This is a genomic window from Leptothoe sp. EHU-05/26/07-4 (assembly GCF_043421015.1).
Lineage (GTDB): Bacteria > Cyanobacteriota > Cyanobacteriia > Phormidesmidales > Phormidesmidaceae > Leptothoe > Leptothoe turfae.
In genome coordinates this window covers 374,078-391,766 of sequence record NZ_JAXSQV010000008.1, presented here as the reverse complement: position 1 = coordinate 391,766, position 17,689 = coordinate 374,078, and the positions used below count along the sequence as shown (strand labels likewise).

Below are 17,689 nucleotides of genomic sequence, written 5' to 3'. Positions count from 1 at the left end.
CCAAGGTTTCCTCCTCCCGAACCATTCTTTGGATTTACAGAGTTTGTAGCTTGTCCTGCACCTCACATAGCCGCATTTGCCATATTTCAAGATACTTGATGCTGGATAGGTGTTATGGTCCTGGTTAGGAGTGTTGCGGTGAGCTCGACATTCGTTTTCCTTTGATGAAGACTGCGTTCAGATGCCCCAAAGTATTGATGGTGTCCAACCCCCATTAGGATTTATTGCCCCTGCCTACAGCGCCTGGTTGCTGAAGGTGGTTCATAGAATTTTGCCCATACTGTTGCGTGTGCGTCTGTCACCCTGGTTACCGGCAGGTATCACCCAGATTCAGGTGACCAACGGTAGAGTGCTAGCGGAGTTCTACCAACAGTTTCAACAAGGGAATCTACGCTTTCTAATGGCCTTTCGTCATGTAGAAGTGGATGATCCTCTCTGTGGCTTGTATCTACTATCCAGGGCCGTTCCTAAGGTTGCTCGGCAACAGCGTATTCAGTTACGAACGCCGCTCCATACCCATTTTCTCTATGAACGGGGAATGCCACTTTGGGCAGGAACCTGGCTCGGTTGGGCTCTCTCTCGTCTGGGTGGGATTCCCATTCGCCGCGGACGACAACCCGACTGGTCAGGGCTACGACAGGCGCGACAGATGTTGAGTCAGGGCCTTTGGCCCATGACGGTGGCTCCGGAGGGGGCCACCAATGGTCACAGTGAGCGAGTGGGTCCTTTGGAGATGGGAACTGCTCAGTTAGCATTCTGGTGTGCTGAAGATTTGGCCAAAGCAGGTCGCAGTGAATCGGTTTATATCATTCCTATCAATATCCAGTATCGGTATGTGAAACCTGCCTGGTCACGTTTGGGACGATTGTTAGCTCAATTAGAAAGGGATAGCGGATTACCTGCCGATGTTAGTCATAGCGCAGTATCTGAGAAGATTATTTATCAACGCATCATGCGGCTTGGAGATCATCTGCTGAGCAAGATGGCAACGTTTTACAGTCGTTTTTATCACCAAAAACAGCTCTCTTTTCAGTTTGATGCTGATGCCCAATCTGCTTGCTTAACACGACTGCAAGCACTGCTGCAGGCTGCTCTGCAGGTGGGTGAGCAATACTTTGGCATTTCGGCCCATGGCAATCTGGCGGAACGCTGTCGCCGTTTAGAGGAAGCGGGTTGGACCTATATTTATCGAGATGATTTGCCGGATCGCAGCACCCTATCGCCTTTAGATCGAGGTTTAGCAGACTGGGTAGCTCAAGAAGCCAGTTTGCGAATGCTCCATATGCGCCTGGTGGAAACCTTTGTGGCGGTTACCGAGACCTACCTGAAGGAAAAACCGTCCTTTGAACGCTGTGCAGAGACCACCTTCCTGATGTTTGATATGCTGGCCCGTCTGCGAGGTGATAAACACCCCTGTCGGCCTCGGTTAGCTGCTCGTCGGGCCACACTCACCATCGGTGAGCCGATTTCGGTGACAGAGCGCTGGCCTATGTATCAAACCAACCGCAGGGCTGGAAGACAGGCGGTGATGGACCTGACCCAAGAGTTGCAACAGGCGTTGGAGCAAATGATCACTTAATCTAAGGTTTGATTCCTATCTTCACAAGCTTCTTAAAGGAATTGCGTATGCTCAATTAGAGTCGTTTTGGAGACACGTTATTTCGATACCAAGTTTAAGTTAATAGCAATAATTCTGGCTGAAAAATCATCACTAGCCCAAAGAATAACATAAACAATCCGCCCACTAATTTAAGACGGCGGCCCTGGCTTTCACTCAATCGAGTGGACTCAAAGGAATAGATGAAATTTGCCAGGATGAGCCCCAAAGGCACGATATAGAGGACGGCATACAGGAAAGTCCATGTGGTTTGGCATAGGAAAGTACCGTCTACACTTTGAATATTGCAATAGTTTACCAAGGTTGTCATGTAGACCACAGGTAAGATGGCTGTACAACCTAGTTCAACGGTATTCACAAAAATGGCCAGAATGACTGTACTGCCCAGCGCTGCGAGGAACTTGAGTCGATTTTTCTGGGGCTCGTTTAGGGCACGAACAATGCGGCTGGCCTTTTGGGTAATGGTGCGCTGTTCGTCGGCTGATAGAGAGAGGGAAACACCTTGCTTAAACCAAAAGTAGTCTTTGATGTTGATTAATCCGGCAATCGCAACTCCAATTCCTAACACGAGTAAGAACCATTGACCATAGTGCTCTAGTAACAATGCCCCCATGCCAATCATCACTATGATGAACAGGAAATACATTGCTGCTGATGTAATAATAAACGTGCCCCCAATCAGAAGCATATCTCTTCGTCGTTTAGTGTGGGTGAGCAACGACAACAAAATGATTAAGACGGTAAAGGCACAAGGGTTAAACCCATCAGCCAGGGCAATGGTTGAGACAAATAGTGGAAAGGGTAACTGTTGAGCAAAGGTCTTGATGATTGTATCTGGTGTGAGGCTTATTAGCAGAAACAGACTGAGTAGGCAGATGGCTCCTAAGCCGCCCCACCAATAGCGTCGATCTTGGGGGGATTGAAGACGACTTCTTAATAATGGGAAACTGATTAGATATATGCCCGGTAACCCTAGTACTAACCAGGGAAACTGCCAGGGGTTTGTGGCGGTGTCTAATTGTAATGTGTTTGTGGCGGTGCCTAACTGCAACGTGTGGCCGACAGCAGTTGCAATCGCATCTAAAATCTGGTTATGGTAGCCGATATATCCCTCATAGGCTGGTACATATTCTAGTGAGCCATCACTCTCGCTATAGCCAACAAAACTCATTTCGCCAACAAATGTGCGAGGCACGGCTCCAGACCGGATGTTATATCGTTCCCTAAAATCTTGCCACGTTTGAGGTTCTTCGCTCACTTCAATCAGATGTACCTTCACATCTGGATTGTAGGTATCAATATCCTCCATCAGTGGTTTCTGACGCAGACAATGGGGACAGGTTGTACTGTGGAAGAAGTACACATCGACAACATCACTCGCGACTGTTTTAACAGGCACTAATAGGATTAAAACGACGGTTAATATTGTTGCTAGAAACTGGATCCGCCATTGATATATAGACTGAAATGGAGCTTTCATAAGCAAAGAGATTACAAGATGTATCTCAGGAGTAAACTATACAACTGTTCAACGATAGAATTATATTAGTTATGATAGCGCCTGGTTCCTCAGGTGTAACCACGTCAGGTTAGTGACATAGAACTCTACAAAATTACTGAGACAGTCTATGGGTAAATTGCTTGTTGCTACTATCAATGGAGCCGTTGCTCGTTTCTTCACTTCAGAACCAGCAACCTTACCTATGTATGATCCGGACGTTCTAACGTTGGTTGAACATAAAAGTATGGTGAGTTTCGAGGGAGAACTACCCGGCAAGGCTCTATGGTCAAATATTCAGTCAGGACGTAACCGTGGTGCGAGCGGTCAGTCCCACAGATATGATGACCATCGCCAGAGTCATAAACTTGAATTTGAACGGCGATTTGCTAAATCTATTGCTAAAACCGTACTAGATCTGGTTGAGTCTAAACACGTTCGACAACTTATTATCATTGCGGCACCCCAAATTCTAGGGCTGATGAGAGAAGTTTGCACGCCTCTGTTACCCAAACCATTGAAAATGAATGAATTGGCTCGAGATCTGTGTCATCTCAAGCCCCATGAGCTGCATGATTACCTGGCGAAGACAGGACAGTTACCAGCCCGGATTAGATTGTGAAAGATTGCTGGGAGTTTCTAACGCTGTAAGTGCTTTCCATGTCCCCAGTATTGGGGGTTGGGGGCCTGGATAACTGGTAGCTTCTTTACCAGAAATGTCCTTAGAAGACAGCGAGCTGTCATAGAGGCAGATGCAGCAATTCTGCTTAAGGGATAAGGATTTTATAAGATCCAAAAATTAATGCTGGAGAGACATTGCATGCAACGTCTGTACATCCAATAGTGGAGCCTAATTAATTGTGGTTCCTAAGCTGGTTATCCACCAACCCAAACCTGAAGACTATGGGGGTATAGCACAGGCTTCATAAGATTCTCAAATTCTTTATCTAACATCAAAGTGGGATGAGGGTATCCCACTTTCTAACAATTTCAGGGGGACACTATGAAACTCAAGTATCGCGGCGTTAGCTATGACTATAAGGCTCCTAAGGTCGCAATTGCCGACAGTGAAGAAGTCGGTAAATATCGAGGTGTTACGTTCCACTTCCACAAATTGGTTAAAGCACTGTCTTCACCAGTTTTTGACCTGAAGTATCGTGGAGTTTCATATCATACTGGTGGTTCAGATGCCTAATTTGGCTTTGAAGCTCTAATGCCGAAATGTTGGCTAAGCAAAGGTACCTTTGCTTCTCAACACTAGAAGAAGGCTCAGGAAACTGATAATTTCTTTTTAGAAACTATCTGAGGCAATTCACTCTCAGAGTAGATATAGGGGGCTGGCTGTTTAAACCGGTTGTTTTTTCTGTTTTTTCTTACCTTGCTCCCTATCTACTGGCATTGAATTTTGATGTCGACTCCTTGGGAGGTATTTGGTTCATGACTACACCATCCCGAAAGTTTTCTCTTAGACTTTACTGTGCTAGCTCCCGGCGACGCTGTGGTCGTCTCACAAAGACATAGATCAGTGCACCAACAAAATTCAAGAATAGGATAATAATAGTCCAAACAATTTTAGTGTTGCCCTCACTTGCTTCTTGAGTAGCACAGTCAATCAATACCCATAGCCAAAATAGAGCAACAACAACAGGGCTCATCAGAATAGCAACTGTTCTGATCAAGGCTAAACGTTCATTATGATAAGGTTGCATGGAAGCATCAATCTTTTTTTGTAACCGTCCCAGGAAAATAAAGAAATCTTAGGGTCCGTCGTACGTGAGCTTCGCTAAGTTGGTGGCATGAGTGAAGAGATCGAAATTGCTGGAGTCAAGGTACCAAGAGCGGACTGGGAGGCAACCCCAGCAAGTATCCGTGCATTGGTGCTGGTTCTTAGCGAGCGCTTGAAGCAACAAGATGAGCGTTTAAGCCAGTTAGAAGAACGATTGAATCAGACCTCACAAAACTCATCAAAACCCCCTTCGAGTGATGGATTCAGCAAGCCTTCAGACGGTAAAAAGAAATATAAAAAGCGGTCTCCACTAGGCCAACCAAGATCGTCACCCCGTCAGGCTCGTAAACTCAAACCCAGCGACGAGTGTGACCAGGTGCATGACGTGATGCCGTCGACGTGTGCAGACTGCGGTGCACCGTTGAGTGGTCACGATAGTCATCCCCACCGTCATCAAGAAATCGAACTACCGCCGATGGAGCCAATGGTGATTGAATATCGCCTGCATCAACTCAGTTGCGGTGTCTGTGGTCAGGTTACCCGAGCGGCTTTACCGCCAGGGGTATCGCCCTTGGGCTATGGGGAACGATTAAGTGCAATCGTGATGCTGTTGAGTGGCCCGTATCGTCACAGCTATCGTCAAGTGTGCGCGCTCATGGCGGACCTGTTTAGCGTTCGTCTCTCTCGTGGGAGTGTCGGTCGCTTGCGCAATGAAATGAGCGACGCCCTCAGCGTACCCGTGGCCGCTGCCAAGGACTATGTTCACACCCAGCCAGTGCTCCATAGTGATGAAACCAGTTTTCCTCAAGGGAATCGGGATGGTCGAAATCCCAAGCAGACGAAAGGATGGTTATGGGTGTTGGTGACACCCCTAGTGAGCTTTTTTGAGGTTGTTCTGAGTCGGTCTCAGAAGACCGCAAAAGGTCTGATTGGTGAATCCTATGAAGGTATCGTGGCCTCTGACCGCTACAGTGCCTATAACTGGATTGCGTTAGACCATCGGCAAGTGTGTTGGGCTCATCTCAAACGAGACTTAACAGCAATGACAGAGCGTATGGGTGTTTCTCACGAGATTGGGAAAGCGTTGCTGCGTCGCCAGCGTCGGCTGTTTCGGTGGTGGCATCAACTGAAAAATAACACGTTGTCCCGTGAGCAGTTTATCCGTCAAGTCACCCAGCTACGGCAAGGATTCAAAACGACGTTAGAAGAGGCTGCTTCACTACCGATTGACCCTCATGAAAAATCTCCGTTGGCGAAGACCGTCAGAACCTGTCGTCGGTTGCTCAAGGTCGAACCTGCGTTATGGACCTTCGTTGCCATCGGAAATGTTGAACCCACCAATAATGCGGCTGAAAGAGCCTTGCGGCCAGCGGTGATTTGGCGGAAAACCAGTTTTGGTTCTCAAGCTCAACACGGTAGTCAGTTTGTTGCACGCTTGTTGACCGTCACTGCCTCGCTCAAGGCTCAGGGCAGAGATATGCTTGATTTCCTCGCTCATGCCTGCTTGGCTGCACGAACTGGAAAAGAGCCTCCTTCGTTGATTCCACAAGATCAACGCTAGGGACGGTTACCTTTTTTTGAATCAAGATCTCTTGTAACTGTGGCCCATCTGACAACTTTGGATCATCTGGTAATCTAACCGAGATACGTTCACCTTCTAGGGTCTCTACAGTAGCTTGGAAGTAATGGGGATGTGAATAAATGTCAATTCTCTCAATCTTATCCTGTTCAATCGCCTGAATTAGCTGATCGTATTCCCATGTAGTCATTGTGGGCTGTCTATTACATGACGTACTAGCCAGTGCGATCGCAACAAAAATGCCTAGAAGTGCAAACAGAATAAAATGTTTCCAGTTTTTACGTCTGCTATTACCATTCATTTCGTTGTGTTACTCCCCCGAGAACTAGTACATTAGCGGTGTCTAATTTCCAGTCTTGCTTGCTCAGACATATTCAAAACCGATCTATACCCGTAGATTACAAATCAACTTTGAGGAAATCATGGAGAAACCCCCTAGAACGCTGGCATGAAAATTGCTTAGCGATGCTTAGTGGGGTACTCATAACTTCCTCATATCCATTTTCTAAGTTCAAGATAGAGCAGGTTTTAACTGCTGTAAAAGTCAAATCCTCTCGCCCCTTTAATGAGGAGATCTGTTCATGCATTTGCCAGGTTCACGGCTGAATCTCAACCAATTAGTTGCTCGGTTTAAGCCCCATTCCACTACCTCTGACGTATCGAAAAGTAAACATAAAAACAGGCTGCGTGTCTTGCTTCCGTTAGGTCTTTTGGTGGTGGGTGCGGGTCTCTCCGTGACCTACTTCTTATCACGTTCCTCCACAGATACGCTGCAGTTGAGTGGCCGCATTGAGGGCTACGAGACAGACGTGGGTGCAAAAGTATCAGGACGAGTGGAGTTTGTAGCTGTCAGAGAAGGCGACCAGGTCAATGATGGTCAAGTGATTGTTCGGCTTGATGATGAAGAAGTGCAGGCTCAATTAGACGAGGCTAAAGCACAGCTGGCCTCGGCCCAACAGCGAGAACGACAGGCGCGATTGCAGATTGAGGTGCTGCAAAGCCAAATTCGGCGAGCCCAGGTGAGTCTGGAACAATCCCAGGGGGATACAGTGGGTCAGGTCAGCCAGGCTGAGGCTAATCTTGCTACGGCTCAGGCGCAGCGAGCAGAAGCAGAGGCACAGCTGATTGCGGCTACATCAGACTTGGATCTGGCCAGGGTGGAACGCGATCGCTACATCAAGCTTGCCCAAGTCGGTGCCGCGACCCAGGAGCGTGCGGACCAGGCCCAAACGACGTTTGAAACTACCCAAGCCCGGTTGGGTGTACGTGAAGCCGCCATTGTCGCCGCTCAGAGACAGGTTGATGCCGCAGCAGGGGGATTGACCCAGGCCCAAACCACCCGGCTCAATCCAGATCTTCGTACAGCTGAGTTAGACGTTTTGCAAAAACAACTGATTCAGGTACAATCCCAGGCGGTTGCCGCACAGGATAATGTGACCAGGGCTGAAGCCGTTCAGCGAGAAATTGAAGCTCGCATGGGTTATCTCACCATTGCTAGTCCCCTCGCTGGAGTTGTTACCGCTCGCAGCGCTGAACCGGGAGAAGTGGTGACGACCGGCAGTACGCTGCTTTCTTTAATTGATCTAGACACTGTTTATCTGCGTGGTTTTATTCCTGAAGGAGAGATTGGCAAAGTACGAGTAGGACAAGCGGCCAGCGTCTTTCTAGATTCAGCACCCGAGAATCCCCTCAGTGCCCGAGTTATTGCCATTGATACCCAGGCTTCCTTTACGCCTGAAAATATCTACTTCCGAGAAGACCGGGTGCAACAGGTGTTTGGTGTCAGACTCAGCATTGATAATCCTGATGGATTTGCCAAGCCTGGCATGCCTGCCGATGGTGAAATTTATTTCGAATGATGCTGCTGATTTTGTCTTAATCATGGGTGAACAAATCAAACCATGCATTCAACAACTCGTCAGATTGAGCAGCCAGAGACCGCACTCGAAACCCCTGCTATCCAGGTAGAGACGTTATGTAAACGCTATGGCAAACTAACCGCTGTAAACGAGGTGACGTTTACGGTGCGGCGGGGCGAAATCTTTGGCCTCATTGGTCCTGATGGTGCTGGCAAGACCACCCTGTTCCAAATCTTGGCAGGTGTGATGGAGGCAACCTCGGGAAATGTGATCATTCTGGAGCGTGCGCCTCGGGATGCTCGCTTGCAAACGGGCTATCTCACCCAACACTTTTCGCTCTATCTGGATCTCAGCCTGGATGAGAATCTGCGGTATGTAGCTGGTCTCCATGAAGTGCCGCCCCAGCGGTTTGAACAGCGGCGCAACCAATATCTCAGGCTGATGAATCTGGAGCCGTTCTCAGATCGTTTGGCTGGTCAACTGTCTGGTGGCATGAAACAGAAGTTGGCCCTGTGCTGTGCCCTTATTGCTCAACCTCAGATATTACTTCTGGATGAGCCGACAACGGGTGTGGATCCTGTTTCTCGACGTGAGTTTTGGGATGTGCTGGCTACCCTTTCCCATCAGGGCGTCACCATTGTGGTGGCCACACCCTACATGGATGAGGCTGAGCGCTGTCATCGTGTTGCCCTGATGTATGATGGCCAGATTCAGCAAATGGGAACACCGGCTCAACTGCGGGATAATCTGGGACTCCAACGCTTAGAGGTGCGCGCTAGCGACCTCAAAACCGCTGAACAGGCTTTGCTCAAAGCGAATGCTCAACCGTCTACTCCGATTGTGGATGTACAAACCTTTGGCGATCGCCTGGATGTACTGGTTGACGATGCAGAGACTGGTGAAACCCAGGTTCGTGCTCTCCTGGGGCAACATCAGCTCACAATCAACACGATTCGTCCAGCAGCGCCTACTCTGGAAAATGTCTTTGTCAACCAGCTGCGCCAACAGGGGTCGGACCCTGCTTTTGTGCCATTGCCACGGCTGCGGCCATTGCCAGCCCACAGCCGTGATGATATTGCCATTGGTGCCCGTGACCTCAGTAAGACATTTGGCAATTTTCAAGCGGTTAAAGCGGTCAACCTGGACATCCGCTATGGTGAAATTTATGGATTGTTGGGGGCTAATGGTGCTGGCAAAACCACCACCATTAAGATGCTGTGTGGGTTGTTGGGCATTACCCAAGGTGAAGTCACACTAGCCGGCCAAACCCGCAATTTGCGTAGCAGTGCTCTACGTCAGCGGATGGGCTACATGAGCCAGAAATTTACCCTTTATGATGACTTATCTATTCAACAGAATTTGGAATTTTACTGTGGGGTTTATGGTGTCCCCCGTCGTCAGCGCTCTGCCAAAATCAATTGGGTTTTAGACATTTGTGGATTGACGGGCAAAGCAGACCTGATGACGGGGCAACTGCCAGGGGGGTGGAAACAGCGGGTGGCCTTTGGGGCATCAGTGATGCACGAACCTGAAATTTTGTTTTTAGACGAGCCCACATCCGGTGTGGATCCCTTGGCTCGCCGTCAGTTCTGGCGATTAATCGAAAACTTAACCCATCAGGGCACAGCCGTGCTGGTAACCACCCACTATCTAGAAGAAGCTGAACATTGCAATCGCATGGCATTTATGGCAGCTGGGGAGATTGTTGCCCATGGGTCTCCGAGTCAAATTAAGGCCAGCCAGCCGGGACAGCTGTTTGAAGTGCAGGTGACCCAGCCTCAGGTTATCGCCGATTTACTCAAACAGTATTTTGATGACTGGCGAGTATCCCTATTTGGCGCTCGTCTCCACATTGTTCTGGATCAACCAGACATAGAGGTGCCTCGTCTCCGCTCATTACTGAGCACAGCAGAATTCGACATTCAATCTATCCAGGCTGTGCCATTCTCCCTGGAAGATGCCTTTATTGGCATTATCCAGAGAGCCCAGGGGGGACAGCCATGAAGCGCATCTGGTCTCAGTGCATCAAAGAATTGGCTCAATTTCGTCGCGATCGCTTGACGTTTGCCCTGGCCTTTATCCTGCCGTTGGGGATGCTACTGATTTTTGGCTATGCCATCCGACTGGAGACAAAAAATATTCCCCTGGCGATCCAGGACTTTAACATGACTCCCCTCAGTCGTAGCTATGTAGAACGACTCTTTGCCACTAATCAGTTTCAGCCTGTCCCAGGGTCGGGAGAGCCCATTGAGATCATTGATCAAGGACGCGCTAAAGCGGCAGTGATTATTCCACCAGATTTTTCCCGTCGCATCAAAGACCAGAAATCCAGCCCTATCCAGGTGCTGGTGGACGGTACCGATGTGAACAATGCCCGCGTGATTCGCAACAGCATACGGGCAACGACTAACTTCTTTGTGCAGGATCAAGGACTTCAATCTAGAACAGTTAAGGTGGTTGCCCGCATTCGCCTCTGGTTCAATCCGGGTCGCAAGGAATCTCTCTTCATCGTGCCGGGGCTTTATGCCGTTATCTTGGCCATCTTTCCGGCCTTGCTGGCAACTCTCGCCATGGTGCGTGAGAAGGAACAAGGCACGATTGTGCAGGTTTATACCTCTAACTTAAGTGCAACTGAACTGCTGCTGGGTAAAGGGCTAGCCTACTTCATTGTGGCCATGGGTGAAGCCCTTTGCATCATGGGTTTGGGCTCGCTTCTGTTTAGGATTGGGTTGGCGGGTAATCCCCTACCATTGATGCTAGGAACCTGTTTATTTGCAACGGTCAGTGTTCTTTATGGTCTTTTGATCGGCGTCCGCTCTAGTAATCGCATTGCGGCGGTGCAGGGGGTGGCATTTACTGGTTTTCTAGCCTCTTTTTTGTTTTCGGGCTTTATCTACCCGTTGAGTAATATTCCGTTTCCCATTTCACTCATTTCTAACATTGTGCCAGCTCGCTATTACATTGATGTGACTCGCGATGCCTTTGTCAGGGGGACCGGGTGGGGAGGCATTTGGGTTGCCCTGGTGGCCATTGCGCTGCTGGCATTGTTATTTTTTGCAGCCGCCTGGCGTGGTCTGCGTCGGATGCAGTTACCGGACTGATTGATGTTTAAGTTGTTCCAGCGTTTACTTAACAGTCGCTTCTGGGCCTTAGCCATGAAGGAGGTGCAGCAGATCTTGCGAGATAAGAAGCTACTGTTTATGTTAGTTTTTCCACCGACGGTGCAACTGTTACTCTATGGCTTGATCTTAAACCCTGATGTGCAATACTTGAAATTAGGCATTGTGGATCAGGTTAATGTTGGGGCCAGCCGTGAACTGGTGGCCGCTTTGACCGGGAATGATGTGTTTGTTGTTGATCGCTATAGCGCCAGTCAACAGAGCCTGGGGGAACAGGTGCGACGGGGAGATATCACCTTGGGGGTAGTCTTTCCGCCTGGCTTTAATCGCAATTTGTCCCAGGATAAATCGGCTGAGATTCAGGTGATGGTGGATGGCGTGGATGCCAATACGGCGGGAATTGCCAGTGGCTACTTTACCCAGATTGTCCAGCAATATAATCGTCAATTGAATGATATTGAAATCCCCAGTGTTGTTGAACCACAGATTACCTTCTTGTACAATCCTGGACTCATCAGTAGCTGGTTTTTTGTACCTGCCATGATGGGCGTCGTCCTGACGTTAATTGGATCCATCGTCTCCTCGTCTGCCCTGATTCGGGAAAAAGATACGGGCACCCTGGAGCAGCTCTTGATGACTCCAGCGTCAGCCGGGGAGATTTTGCTGGCAAAAGTGGTGCCGTTATTCGTGCTGTTGTTGGGGGATGCACTGTTGGCACTAAGTGTTGCCAATATTATTTTTAACGTGCCGTTGCGGGGCAGCTTATTGCTCTTTTTAGTGATGTCGGGGTTGTATGTCTTTGTCGGGATTGGCATTGGTATGATGCTGGCCACACTCTGTCGCAATCAACAGCAGGTAATATTGACCTCGTTTTTTATCAATATGCCGTTGATTCAACTGTCGGGTGCGATCGCACCCATCGAAAGCATGCCTGCGGTTTTCCGCTATTTGTCATTGCTGAATCCCCTGCGTCACTATGTAGCAATTTTACGGGCTGTATTGTTGCGGGGTGTAGGTTTGGAGGTGATCTGGCCCCATGCGATCGCTCTATTGGTGTTTGCAGCAGTTTTAGTTACCATTAGCACCAATCAATTTCGACATCAGGTGAGCTAGCCGCCTTAAGGCTCCCGCGCTTAAATAATTCCCCCGTTACCCCATCACCCATCCACCCATCGACTCATCCACATTGGATAGTGGGCAAACTTACGCCACAGAATACTAGGGCAATATCTCCAGGGTCAGCAAGAGTTTTAGAAAATTCTAATCTAAACGATAGACATATGCTGTATCCGTTTCTAAAAAAAGCTTGTGTGGTTTTTCCATGGCTTCATTTTCAACAACTTTATCAGCTTAAATCTCATACAGCCATCCAGAATAAAATGTGAGGCCAATAGCTGTCGCGAGGGCTAGTAGCCAAAGTACAAAAACGATGGACGATAGCTTGCTTAAGGCAACGTTATTATCATCTGCCGCTTGGTGGCTTAAAACAAAGGGCGACATAAAGATATGATCTAAATTGTCTACATATTGCCTCTTTTCAGGATTTTGCCCAATACATCCCTTGTAGATGGAATCATCTACAAGACAAGCAATATTTGCAACTCGCTGCATCAACCGGAAATCAAAGCGCGTTCCAGGAAAACCAACTTTTTTTTGATATATTTCCAAGTTGGGTTGCATGAGCACAGAAGCAAACTGGGTCATAATAGCAATTACAAGCACACCCTGAATTAAGTATCTTTTCAATTGCCTGGATGATAAAAGCAGTTGTACAAGCAGAGCCAACAGGGGTATTAACAACAAATGAACAGAGGTAACATGAAATCTGGCACCCCAGGCTGTACCCCCCGTCCACACCAGTTTACTGGTCAGCAATATATGTAACGCTAGATTTAGCAGCCCAGTTAATAGGTACAGCTGGACATAGGGAGAAATCTTTTTCCAGATGACAATGGTCAGTATCAGACAGGGTAAAAATAGTGGATCGTATATAAAAATACTTCTCGCTGGCGAGAACAATGTATCCAGAATGCCGATCCAAGGTGGATTGACAAAGGGATAATTTGCAGGAAGTTGCGGTAAGCCAGACCACATGGGATCTGTTCCAAGCTGCTTTAAGATTTCACTGTTTGACGTTGCCCATACACTGCCATATCTCAGATAATCAACAAAGCGGCCTAGCAGAGTAAATGGAACCAGCCCTAAGATCCAAACCGCTGAAAATCTAAACAGGTTGGGTAGGTGCCGCTTTTGATAGAGAACGCAGCCACTTAAAAACAAAAAGACCGTCAAAGCGTGGAAAATGCTGGTTGTGCGAATGAGCATGGCGAGCCCCAAGCATAAGCCACTTAAAAATACATAGGAGAGTTTATTAAAACGTACACCCGCTAGGGCAGATGCATATCCAATGGTCACAAACAACAGGATCTGATTATTTTGCTGGGGAATTTGAGCATAGTGGAGCACCGTCGAACTTAGTAACCAGCCAATGCTCGACAAAGTTGCTACATGCTGCTTAAACTGAAATAACCTGAGTAGCCAAAAGCAAGCGATAATAGCTGCTACATTCAAAGGTATAAACACTAAAAACTGAACGGCTAAATTTCGAAACACAGTTTCTCCAATGGCGGGGAATAAACGTCCTAACTGTGTCCCGACCCAGTCACCAGGCAACATCAGCAGAGATTGCCCAACATCATAGGCAATATACCGTTTGTTATCTCTGCCTTGAACGCCAAATCGGATGTCTCCCCGTCGTTTAGGCTGCGTTTCGGAAGACACAAGCACTTCTTCCTGTCCTTTCCACCAGGAATGGGTCATTTGCAGCCTTAACGTAGTATCTAGGCCAATGTATGTGCCGGGATTTATGACAGCAAGCCATAAAAATGTAATTAAAATAAGCTTGGTGAGTAACTTCATGTCAGACAATAACCTGTAGCGTTTTTGGCCTATTCAGATATTGGACAGAGGCGGGCAATCCTATCTTTAAAGTGCTGCCATTTTATACAAACAACAGTTCGGACTCATTGAGGGTGAATATCAGTATCGTTGTGCACTCAATTAGGGATACAAGACTGGCTCCAGGGTTGGCTCTCTTCGGTAGTTTGTATTTCACCCCGAGAAACAGTTCTTTCCTTTGTAAAAGATACTTCAAAGTGTTTGAGGCGCTGATTGTTTGAGTTTTTATGGTTCCAGCTGCGGCAAACATACTTTCCATAGTAGGGATAGAGTTGTTGGCCTAGGGCACGGTTGAGATTAATAAAATAGGTACGCCACTGCAGATTTTTGTAGATTGCCTGTCGTTGAGCCAGGGTGGGTTTATCTGCAGATATAGGCTGATGGGGCTGCAGTAAGTTCACGGTATGACCATCTGCCAAAGTGCCTACTACAGAATACCAGCCATCATCACGGGGAGGACCGGGTGAAAAGATACTCCAGGACTGATCTAGTCGCGTCGCTTGCATTGGAATGTGCAGCCGATTGGCGGTATGGCTATTGGTCACACGCCTGAGAGCACGAATTGCTGGATGGGGATTATCAACAAAGGCATGGTGATGGGTAATGCTGCGGAAGTTCCAGATAGAGGTAAGGATTAACAGGATTGCCGTCAGGCTGTTGCCAAACCACGAAGCACTGACAGAAAAAGCCTTAAATTTGAAGGGACGTGTGACTAAACCAGCCCTACGGCGGTTGTTGGCGATCGCATCATAAAACCGAGTACCCACTTTCATCATGGGTGACCAACGCAGCACCGGGGCTAAAAACCAGAAGACAGGCGATACGCTACACACATAGGCGATCGCTTCAAACTTATAGTGATACTTGCCCTGCCAATCAACGACTACCCAAGAATTATGGCGCTCCATGGCCGCAAAGATATCAGGATCGCTCTGCGTAGTACGGAGAGGAGTATCTGGCAAGAGTAAAAACGTGCGGATCAGGTGCACGACTTTTTTACAGAAGCCACAGTCGGCGTCATAGTGAATCACCAGGCCATGGTGCTCCCGACCATAACAGCGCTTGACCCACCGTTCCCAGGTAGAGGTGGGAATAAACACAAGCCAGGTAACAATACTCAGAGCTGGAAAAATGCCGAGGTTAAGGGTAAGACCAAAGCCCAGGTGCAGCAAAATAAAGGTGACGATGGCGATATTGCGAAACAGAGCGGTACGGATAGGCACAAATATAAACAGCGGACCGATCCACTCCAACACCAGGGTAAAAAAGGTCAATATGGGGAGCAAAGCACCCAGATTTAAGAGCCATGCTCCTAGGGGGGTGACATATTGGTCAAAGCTTAAGGCATAATAGACTGCACTGCCTTCAGGCCACCAGGTGGAACTGGTTGTTTTGAAGAAGGCGGAGAACATATATATGTAACACTGCTGAACCATAAGAGCGACGCTAGCAGCCCCAAAGAAACGTTTTGGTAGGCTTTGGGCAGCGGTATTGAGAGCACTGTCAATGGAATACTTGGCCCCCAGTGGGAGAAACATCGCCCAAAACATGATCGCCCGCAGAACATCATCAGCCGCGAAGATCAGGGCTGGATTGCGATTATGGAGAGAGACAATCAGTGCCCAGGAGGCAATGGTCGCTAAACGCGTTTTGTACCCCACCAACAGAGCCAGGGCCAAGATCACCGCCACCAGAAATATTAGGGCCTGTACCCAGGCTTGACCACTGATCAGGTGAAGCGACCAGTACCCATCGGGTAAGATTTCGGCGGCTGCCTGCCTGGGTAACACTCCCGCATCGGTATAGTGGGCGACTAAATCACCCAGACGAGTCAACAGATCCGCCAGGATGACTAAAGCCAGACCAATGCGTAACAATGCCAAAGACCTTAAATCTAGGCCATAGCGCTTTTCTAGAAATCCGGGGCGGGGAACAGTGTCGGCCATGGAACAACAGGGGCAAGGAGGACAAAGAGACTGTTTAAGGAATAAGCAAGTTTTGAGGTGGATTCATAGGTTCAATTTTGTTGGCTTTATTAGCCAGACCTATTGGTTAGGAATCAGAATTATTTAATGTCCAGCTTTGTGCCCTCATCCTAAATCCTTCTCCCCCAGGGGGAAGAAGGACTTTAAACCTGGCTTCCTCTCTCAAGGCTGCCATGTACACACAAGTATTGGAAACTAGCGTTTGCGGTTGCCTCACCCCCTCTAACTCCCCCTTGGTAAGGGGGAGAACTGGAGTTTCCCCCCTTACCAAGGGGGGATTAAGGGGGGTAATGCAGGATTCTGAACTCTCTGCCGAGATGTGTGTATACCGTAGCTCTCCCCCTTGGGAGAGGGCTGGGGTGAGGGCTATCTGAACATCAGCAAAGTTGAAACTGTTTGATTCCCATTCCTTAGCTAGTAGCGGTTGCAGTTGTTGGGCTAGGGTTTGCGATCGCAATCTCCGTGCCTCAGGCATCAGGTGATAATGGGTATCGGCAAACAGATTAGGATCGGACTGAATGTTCAATGTTTCAGGGTCATACACCACAGGAGCAATGTCTGATAATGTATCTACCGTGGCCTCAACATTTTTCTGTGTTTCTAAATCGTCGGCATCAGCATAGACCCAGGGTAGTGCCAACAACAACGTAGCGCCTTTGGCCTCCACCTCCTGACGAAACTCAGCAAGACGGTCAAGGGCATAGGGTGTGGCCGGTTGTTTGATTTTCATCTGCCACCATTCCCCAGTGCGTGCCTTGGTGATGGTTGGATCTCCTTGGTCGGTGAGGGGATCATCGTAGTAACCCGTCACTCGCCCCAATGTGGCCAAATCTATAGAAGACTTCACCACTGCCCGCAGTGAAGGCACCCCCAACATCAGCACATTTTGTGCCAACTGTTTTGGTGGAATATTGCCGGTTAACGGCTGCCCCGTTGCCAGGGCAAAGGCTCCAGAGCGTTCACCTAGACCATTTTCATGGTTTAACAACAGATATTCCGGGATTAACAGAACAGTGTCACCCGGTTCTACCTGGGGTAAAACACTGGGCAAGATCAGGTTCAACCCCACTGGACCATCAATGCCCATATTGATCACCGGTAGCCCCAGATCTGCCTCCAGCACCTCAGCATTGATCGTGTAGTGGGCTCCTGACCCCCCGGTGACAATCAGCTTAGGAGATTCAAGAGTTTGCGCCAGGGCGATTTTGCGCTGATACATAGACCGCAGCCAGCTGGTTTCACCACCGCCGTAAACGTTATACAGGCTGCCAGCACCCCAAGCTAAACTTGCGATCGCAGCCCAGCGTAACAACTTGAGTGACTCTTGCATCTGACTGATCCCCCCTG

At 48.5% G+C, this 17,689-nt stretch carries 13 protein-coding genes; 8 read left to right on the top strand and 5 right to left on the bottom strand.

The window, feature by feature from the left end; all coding sequences use genetic code 11:
- Positions 1-181 precede the first annotated feature (181 nt).
- Positions 182-1,579 (top strand): lysophospholipid acyltransferase family protein, encoded by a 1,398-nt coding sequence (locus U2F10_RS34770; protein ID WP_499874731.1) that lies wholly within the window; start codon positions 182-184, stop codon positions 1,577-1,579.
- 94 nt (positions 1,580-1,673) lie between these two features.
- Here U2F10_RS34770 and U2F10_RS34765 read toward each other — a convergent pair whose 3' ends face one another.
- Complete coding sequence (locus U2F10_RS34765) at positions 1,674-3,098, bottom strand: glutaredoxin family protein (protein ID WP_499874729.1); 1,425 nt, start codon at positions 3,096-3,098, stop codon at positions 1,674-1,676.
- A gap of 148 nt (positions 3,099-3,246) precedes the next feature.
- Between U2F10_RS34765 and U2F10_RS34760 the strand changes: the two genes are divergently transcribed.
- Entirely contained in the window at positions 3,247-3,738 is a 492-nt protein-coding gene (locus U2F10_RS34760) for a host attachment protein (RefSeq protein WP_163671265.1), read from the top strand.
- A 381-nt stretch (positions 3,739-4,119) separates the two neighbouring features.
- Entirely contained in the window at positions 4,120-4,311 is a 192-nt protein-coding gene (locus U2F10_RS34755; protein ID WP_163703198.1) for a DUF4278 domain-containing protein, read from the top strand.
- Between the two features lie 277 nt (positions 4,312-4,588).
- Here U2F10_RS34755 and U2F10_RS34750 read toward each other — a convergent pair whose 3' ends face one another.
- Positions 4,589-4,825 (bottom strand): PLD nuclease N-terminal domain-containing protein, encoded by a 237-nt coding sequence (locus U2F10_RS34750; RefSeq protein ID WP_499874727.1) that lies wholly within the window; start codon positions 4,823-4,825, stop codon positions 4,589-4,591.
- 87 nt (positions 4,826-4,912) lie between these two features.
- Here U2F10_RS34750 and tnpC point away from each other — a divergent pair, with 87 nt between their 5' ends.
- The 5 genes from tnpC to U2F10_RS34725 all read left to right on the top strand — a co-directional run bounded on the left by tnpC (position 4,913) and on the right by U2F10_RS34725 (position 12,512).
- The gene (tnpC, locus tag U2F10_RS34745; protein WP_499870809.1) at positions 4,913-6,403 is read left to right on the top strand and encodes an IS66 family transposase; all 1,491 of its coding nucleotides are present in this window, start codon (positions 4,913-4,915) and stop codon (positions 6,401-6,403) included.
- 599 nt (positions 6,404-7,002) lie between these two features.
- A complete protein-coding gene (locus U2F10_RS34740) occupies positions 7,003-8,280 on the top strand; it encodes an HlyD family secretion protein (protein ID WP_499874726.1) in 1,278 nt (425 codons plus the stop codon).
- A gap of 42 nt (positions 8,281-8,322) precedes the next feature.
- Positions 8,323-10,284, top strand: a complete 1,962-nt coding sequence (locus tag U2F10_RS34735; RefSeq protein WP_499874724.1) for an ATP-binding cassette domain-containing protein — start codon at positions 8,323-8,325, stop codon at positions 10,282-10,284.
- Complete coding sequence (locus tag U2F10_RS34730; protein ID WP_499874722.1) at positions 10,281-11,381, top strand: ABC transporter permease; 1,101 nt, start codon at positions 10,281-10,283, stop codon at positions 11,379-11,381. Before U2F10_RS34735 ends, U2F10_RS34730 begins: the two co-directional genes overlap by 4 nt.
- Positions 11,382-11,384: 3 nt before the next feature.
- Complete coding sequence (locus U2F10_RS34725) at positions 11,385-12,512, top strand: ABC transporter permease (protein WP_499874721.1); 1,128 nt, start codon at positions 11,385-11,387, stop codon at positions 12,510-12,512.
- A 237-nt stretch (positions 12,513-12,749) separates the two neighbouring features.
- Here the strand turns inward: U2F10_RS34725 and U2F10_RS34720 are convergent, their stop codons facing one another.
- The 3 genes from U2F10_RS34720 to U2F10_RS34710 form a co-directional block, all read right to left on the bottom strand.
- Positions 12,750-14,219 (bottom strand): glycosyltransferase family protein, encoded by a 1,470-nt coding sequence (locus U2F10_RS34720; RefSeq protein WP_499874719.1) that lies wholly within the window; start codon positions 14,217-14,219, stop codon positions 12,750-12,752.
- A gap of 236 nt (positions 14,220-14,455) precedes the next feature.
- Entirely contained in the window at positions 14,456-16,303 is a 1,848-nt protein-coding gene (locus U2F10_RS34715) for a DCC1-like thiol-disulfide oxidoreductase family protein (RefSeq protein WP_499874718.1), read from the bottom strand.
- 106 nt (positions 16,304-16,409) lie between these two features.
- Positions 16,410-17,672: a hypothetical protein gene (locus tag U2F10_RS34710; RefSeq protein WP_499874716.1), complete on the bottom strand. Its 1,263-nt coding sequence runs from the start codon at positions 17,670-17,672 to the stop codon at positions 16,410-16,412.
- Positions 17,673-17,689: the final 17 nt, after the last annotated feature.

Coding starts and splice junctions, on each gene's coding strand:
- U2F10_RS34755 (WP_163703198.1), top strand. CDS start 4,120: ATGAAACTCAAGTATCGCGGCGTTAGCTATGACTATAAGGCTCCTAAG.
- U2F10_RS34715 (WP_499874718.1), bottom strand. CDS start 16,303: ATGGCCGACACTGTTCCCCGCCCCGGATTTCTAGAAAAGCGCTATGGC.
- U2F10_RS34725 (WP_499874721.1), top strand. CDS start 11,385: ATGTTTAAGTTGTTCCAGCGTTTACTTAACAGTCGCTTCTGGGCCTTA.
- U2F10_RS34770 (WP_499874731.1), top strand. CDS start 182: ATGCCCCAAAGTATTGATGGTGTCCAACCCCCATTAGGATTTATTGCC.
- U2F10_RS34740 (WP_499874726.1), top strand. CDS start 7,003: ATGCATTTGCCAGGTTCACGGCTGAATCTCAACCAATTAGTTGCTCGG.
- U2F10_RS34765 (WP_499874729.1), bottom strand. CDS start 3,098: ATGAAAGCTCCATTTCAGTCTATATATCAATGGCGGATCCAGTTTCTA.
- U2F10_RS34730 (WP_499874722.1), top strand. CDS start 10,281: ATGAAGCGCATCTGGTCTCAGTGCATCAAAGAATTGGCTCAATTTCGT.
- U2F10_RS34720 (WP_499874719.1), bottom strand. CDS start 14,219: ATGACCCATTCCTGGTGGAAAGGACAGGAAGAAGTGCTTGTGTCTTCC.
- U2F10_RS34750 (WP_499874727.1), bottom strand. CDS start 4,825: ATGCAACCTTATCATAATGAACGTTTAGCCTTGATCAGAACAGTTGCT.
- U2F10_RS34710 (WP_499874716.1), bottom strand. CDS start 17,672: ATGCAAGAGTCACTCAAGTTGTTACGCTGGGCTGCGATCGCAAGTTTA.
- tnpC (WP_499870809.1), top strand. CDS start 4,913: ATGAGTGAAGAGATCGAAATTGCTGGAGTCAAGGTACCAAGAGCGGAC.
- U2F10_RS34760 (WP_163671265.1), top strand. CDS start 3,247: ATGGGTAAATTGCTTGTTGCTACTATCAATGGAGCCGTTGCTCGTTTC.
- U2F10_RS34735 (WP_499874724.1), top strand. CDS start 8,323: ATGCATTCAACAACTCGTCAGATTGAGCAGCCAGAGACCGCACTCGAA.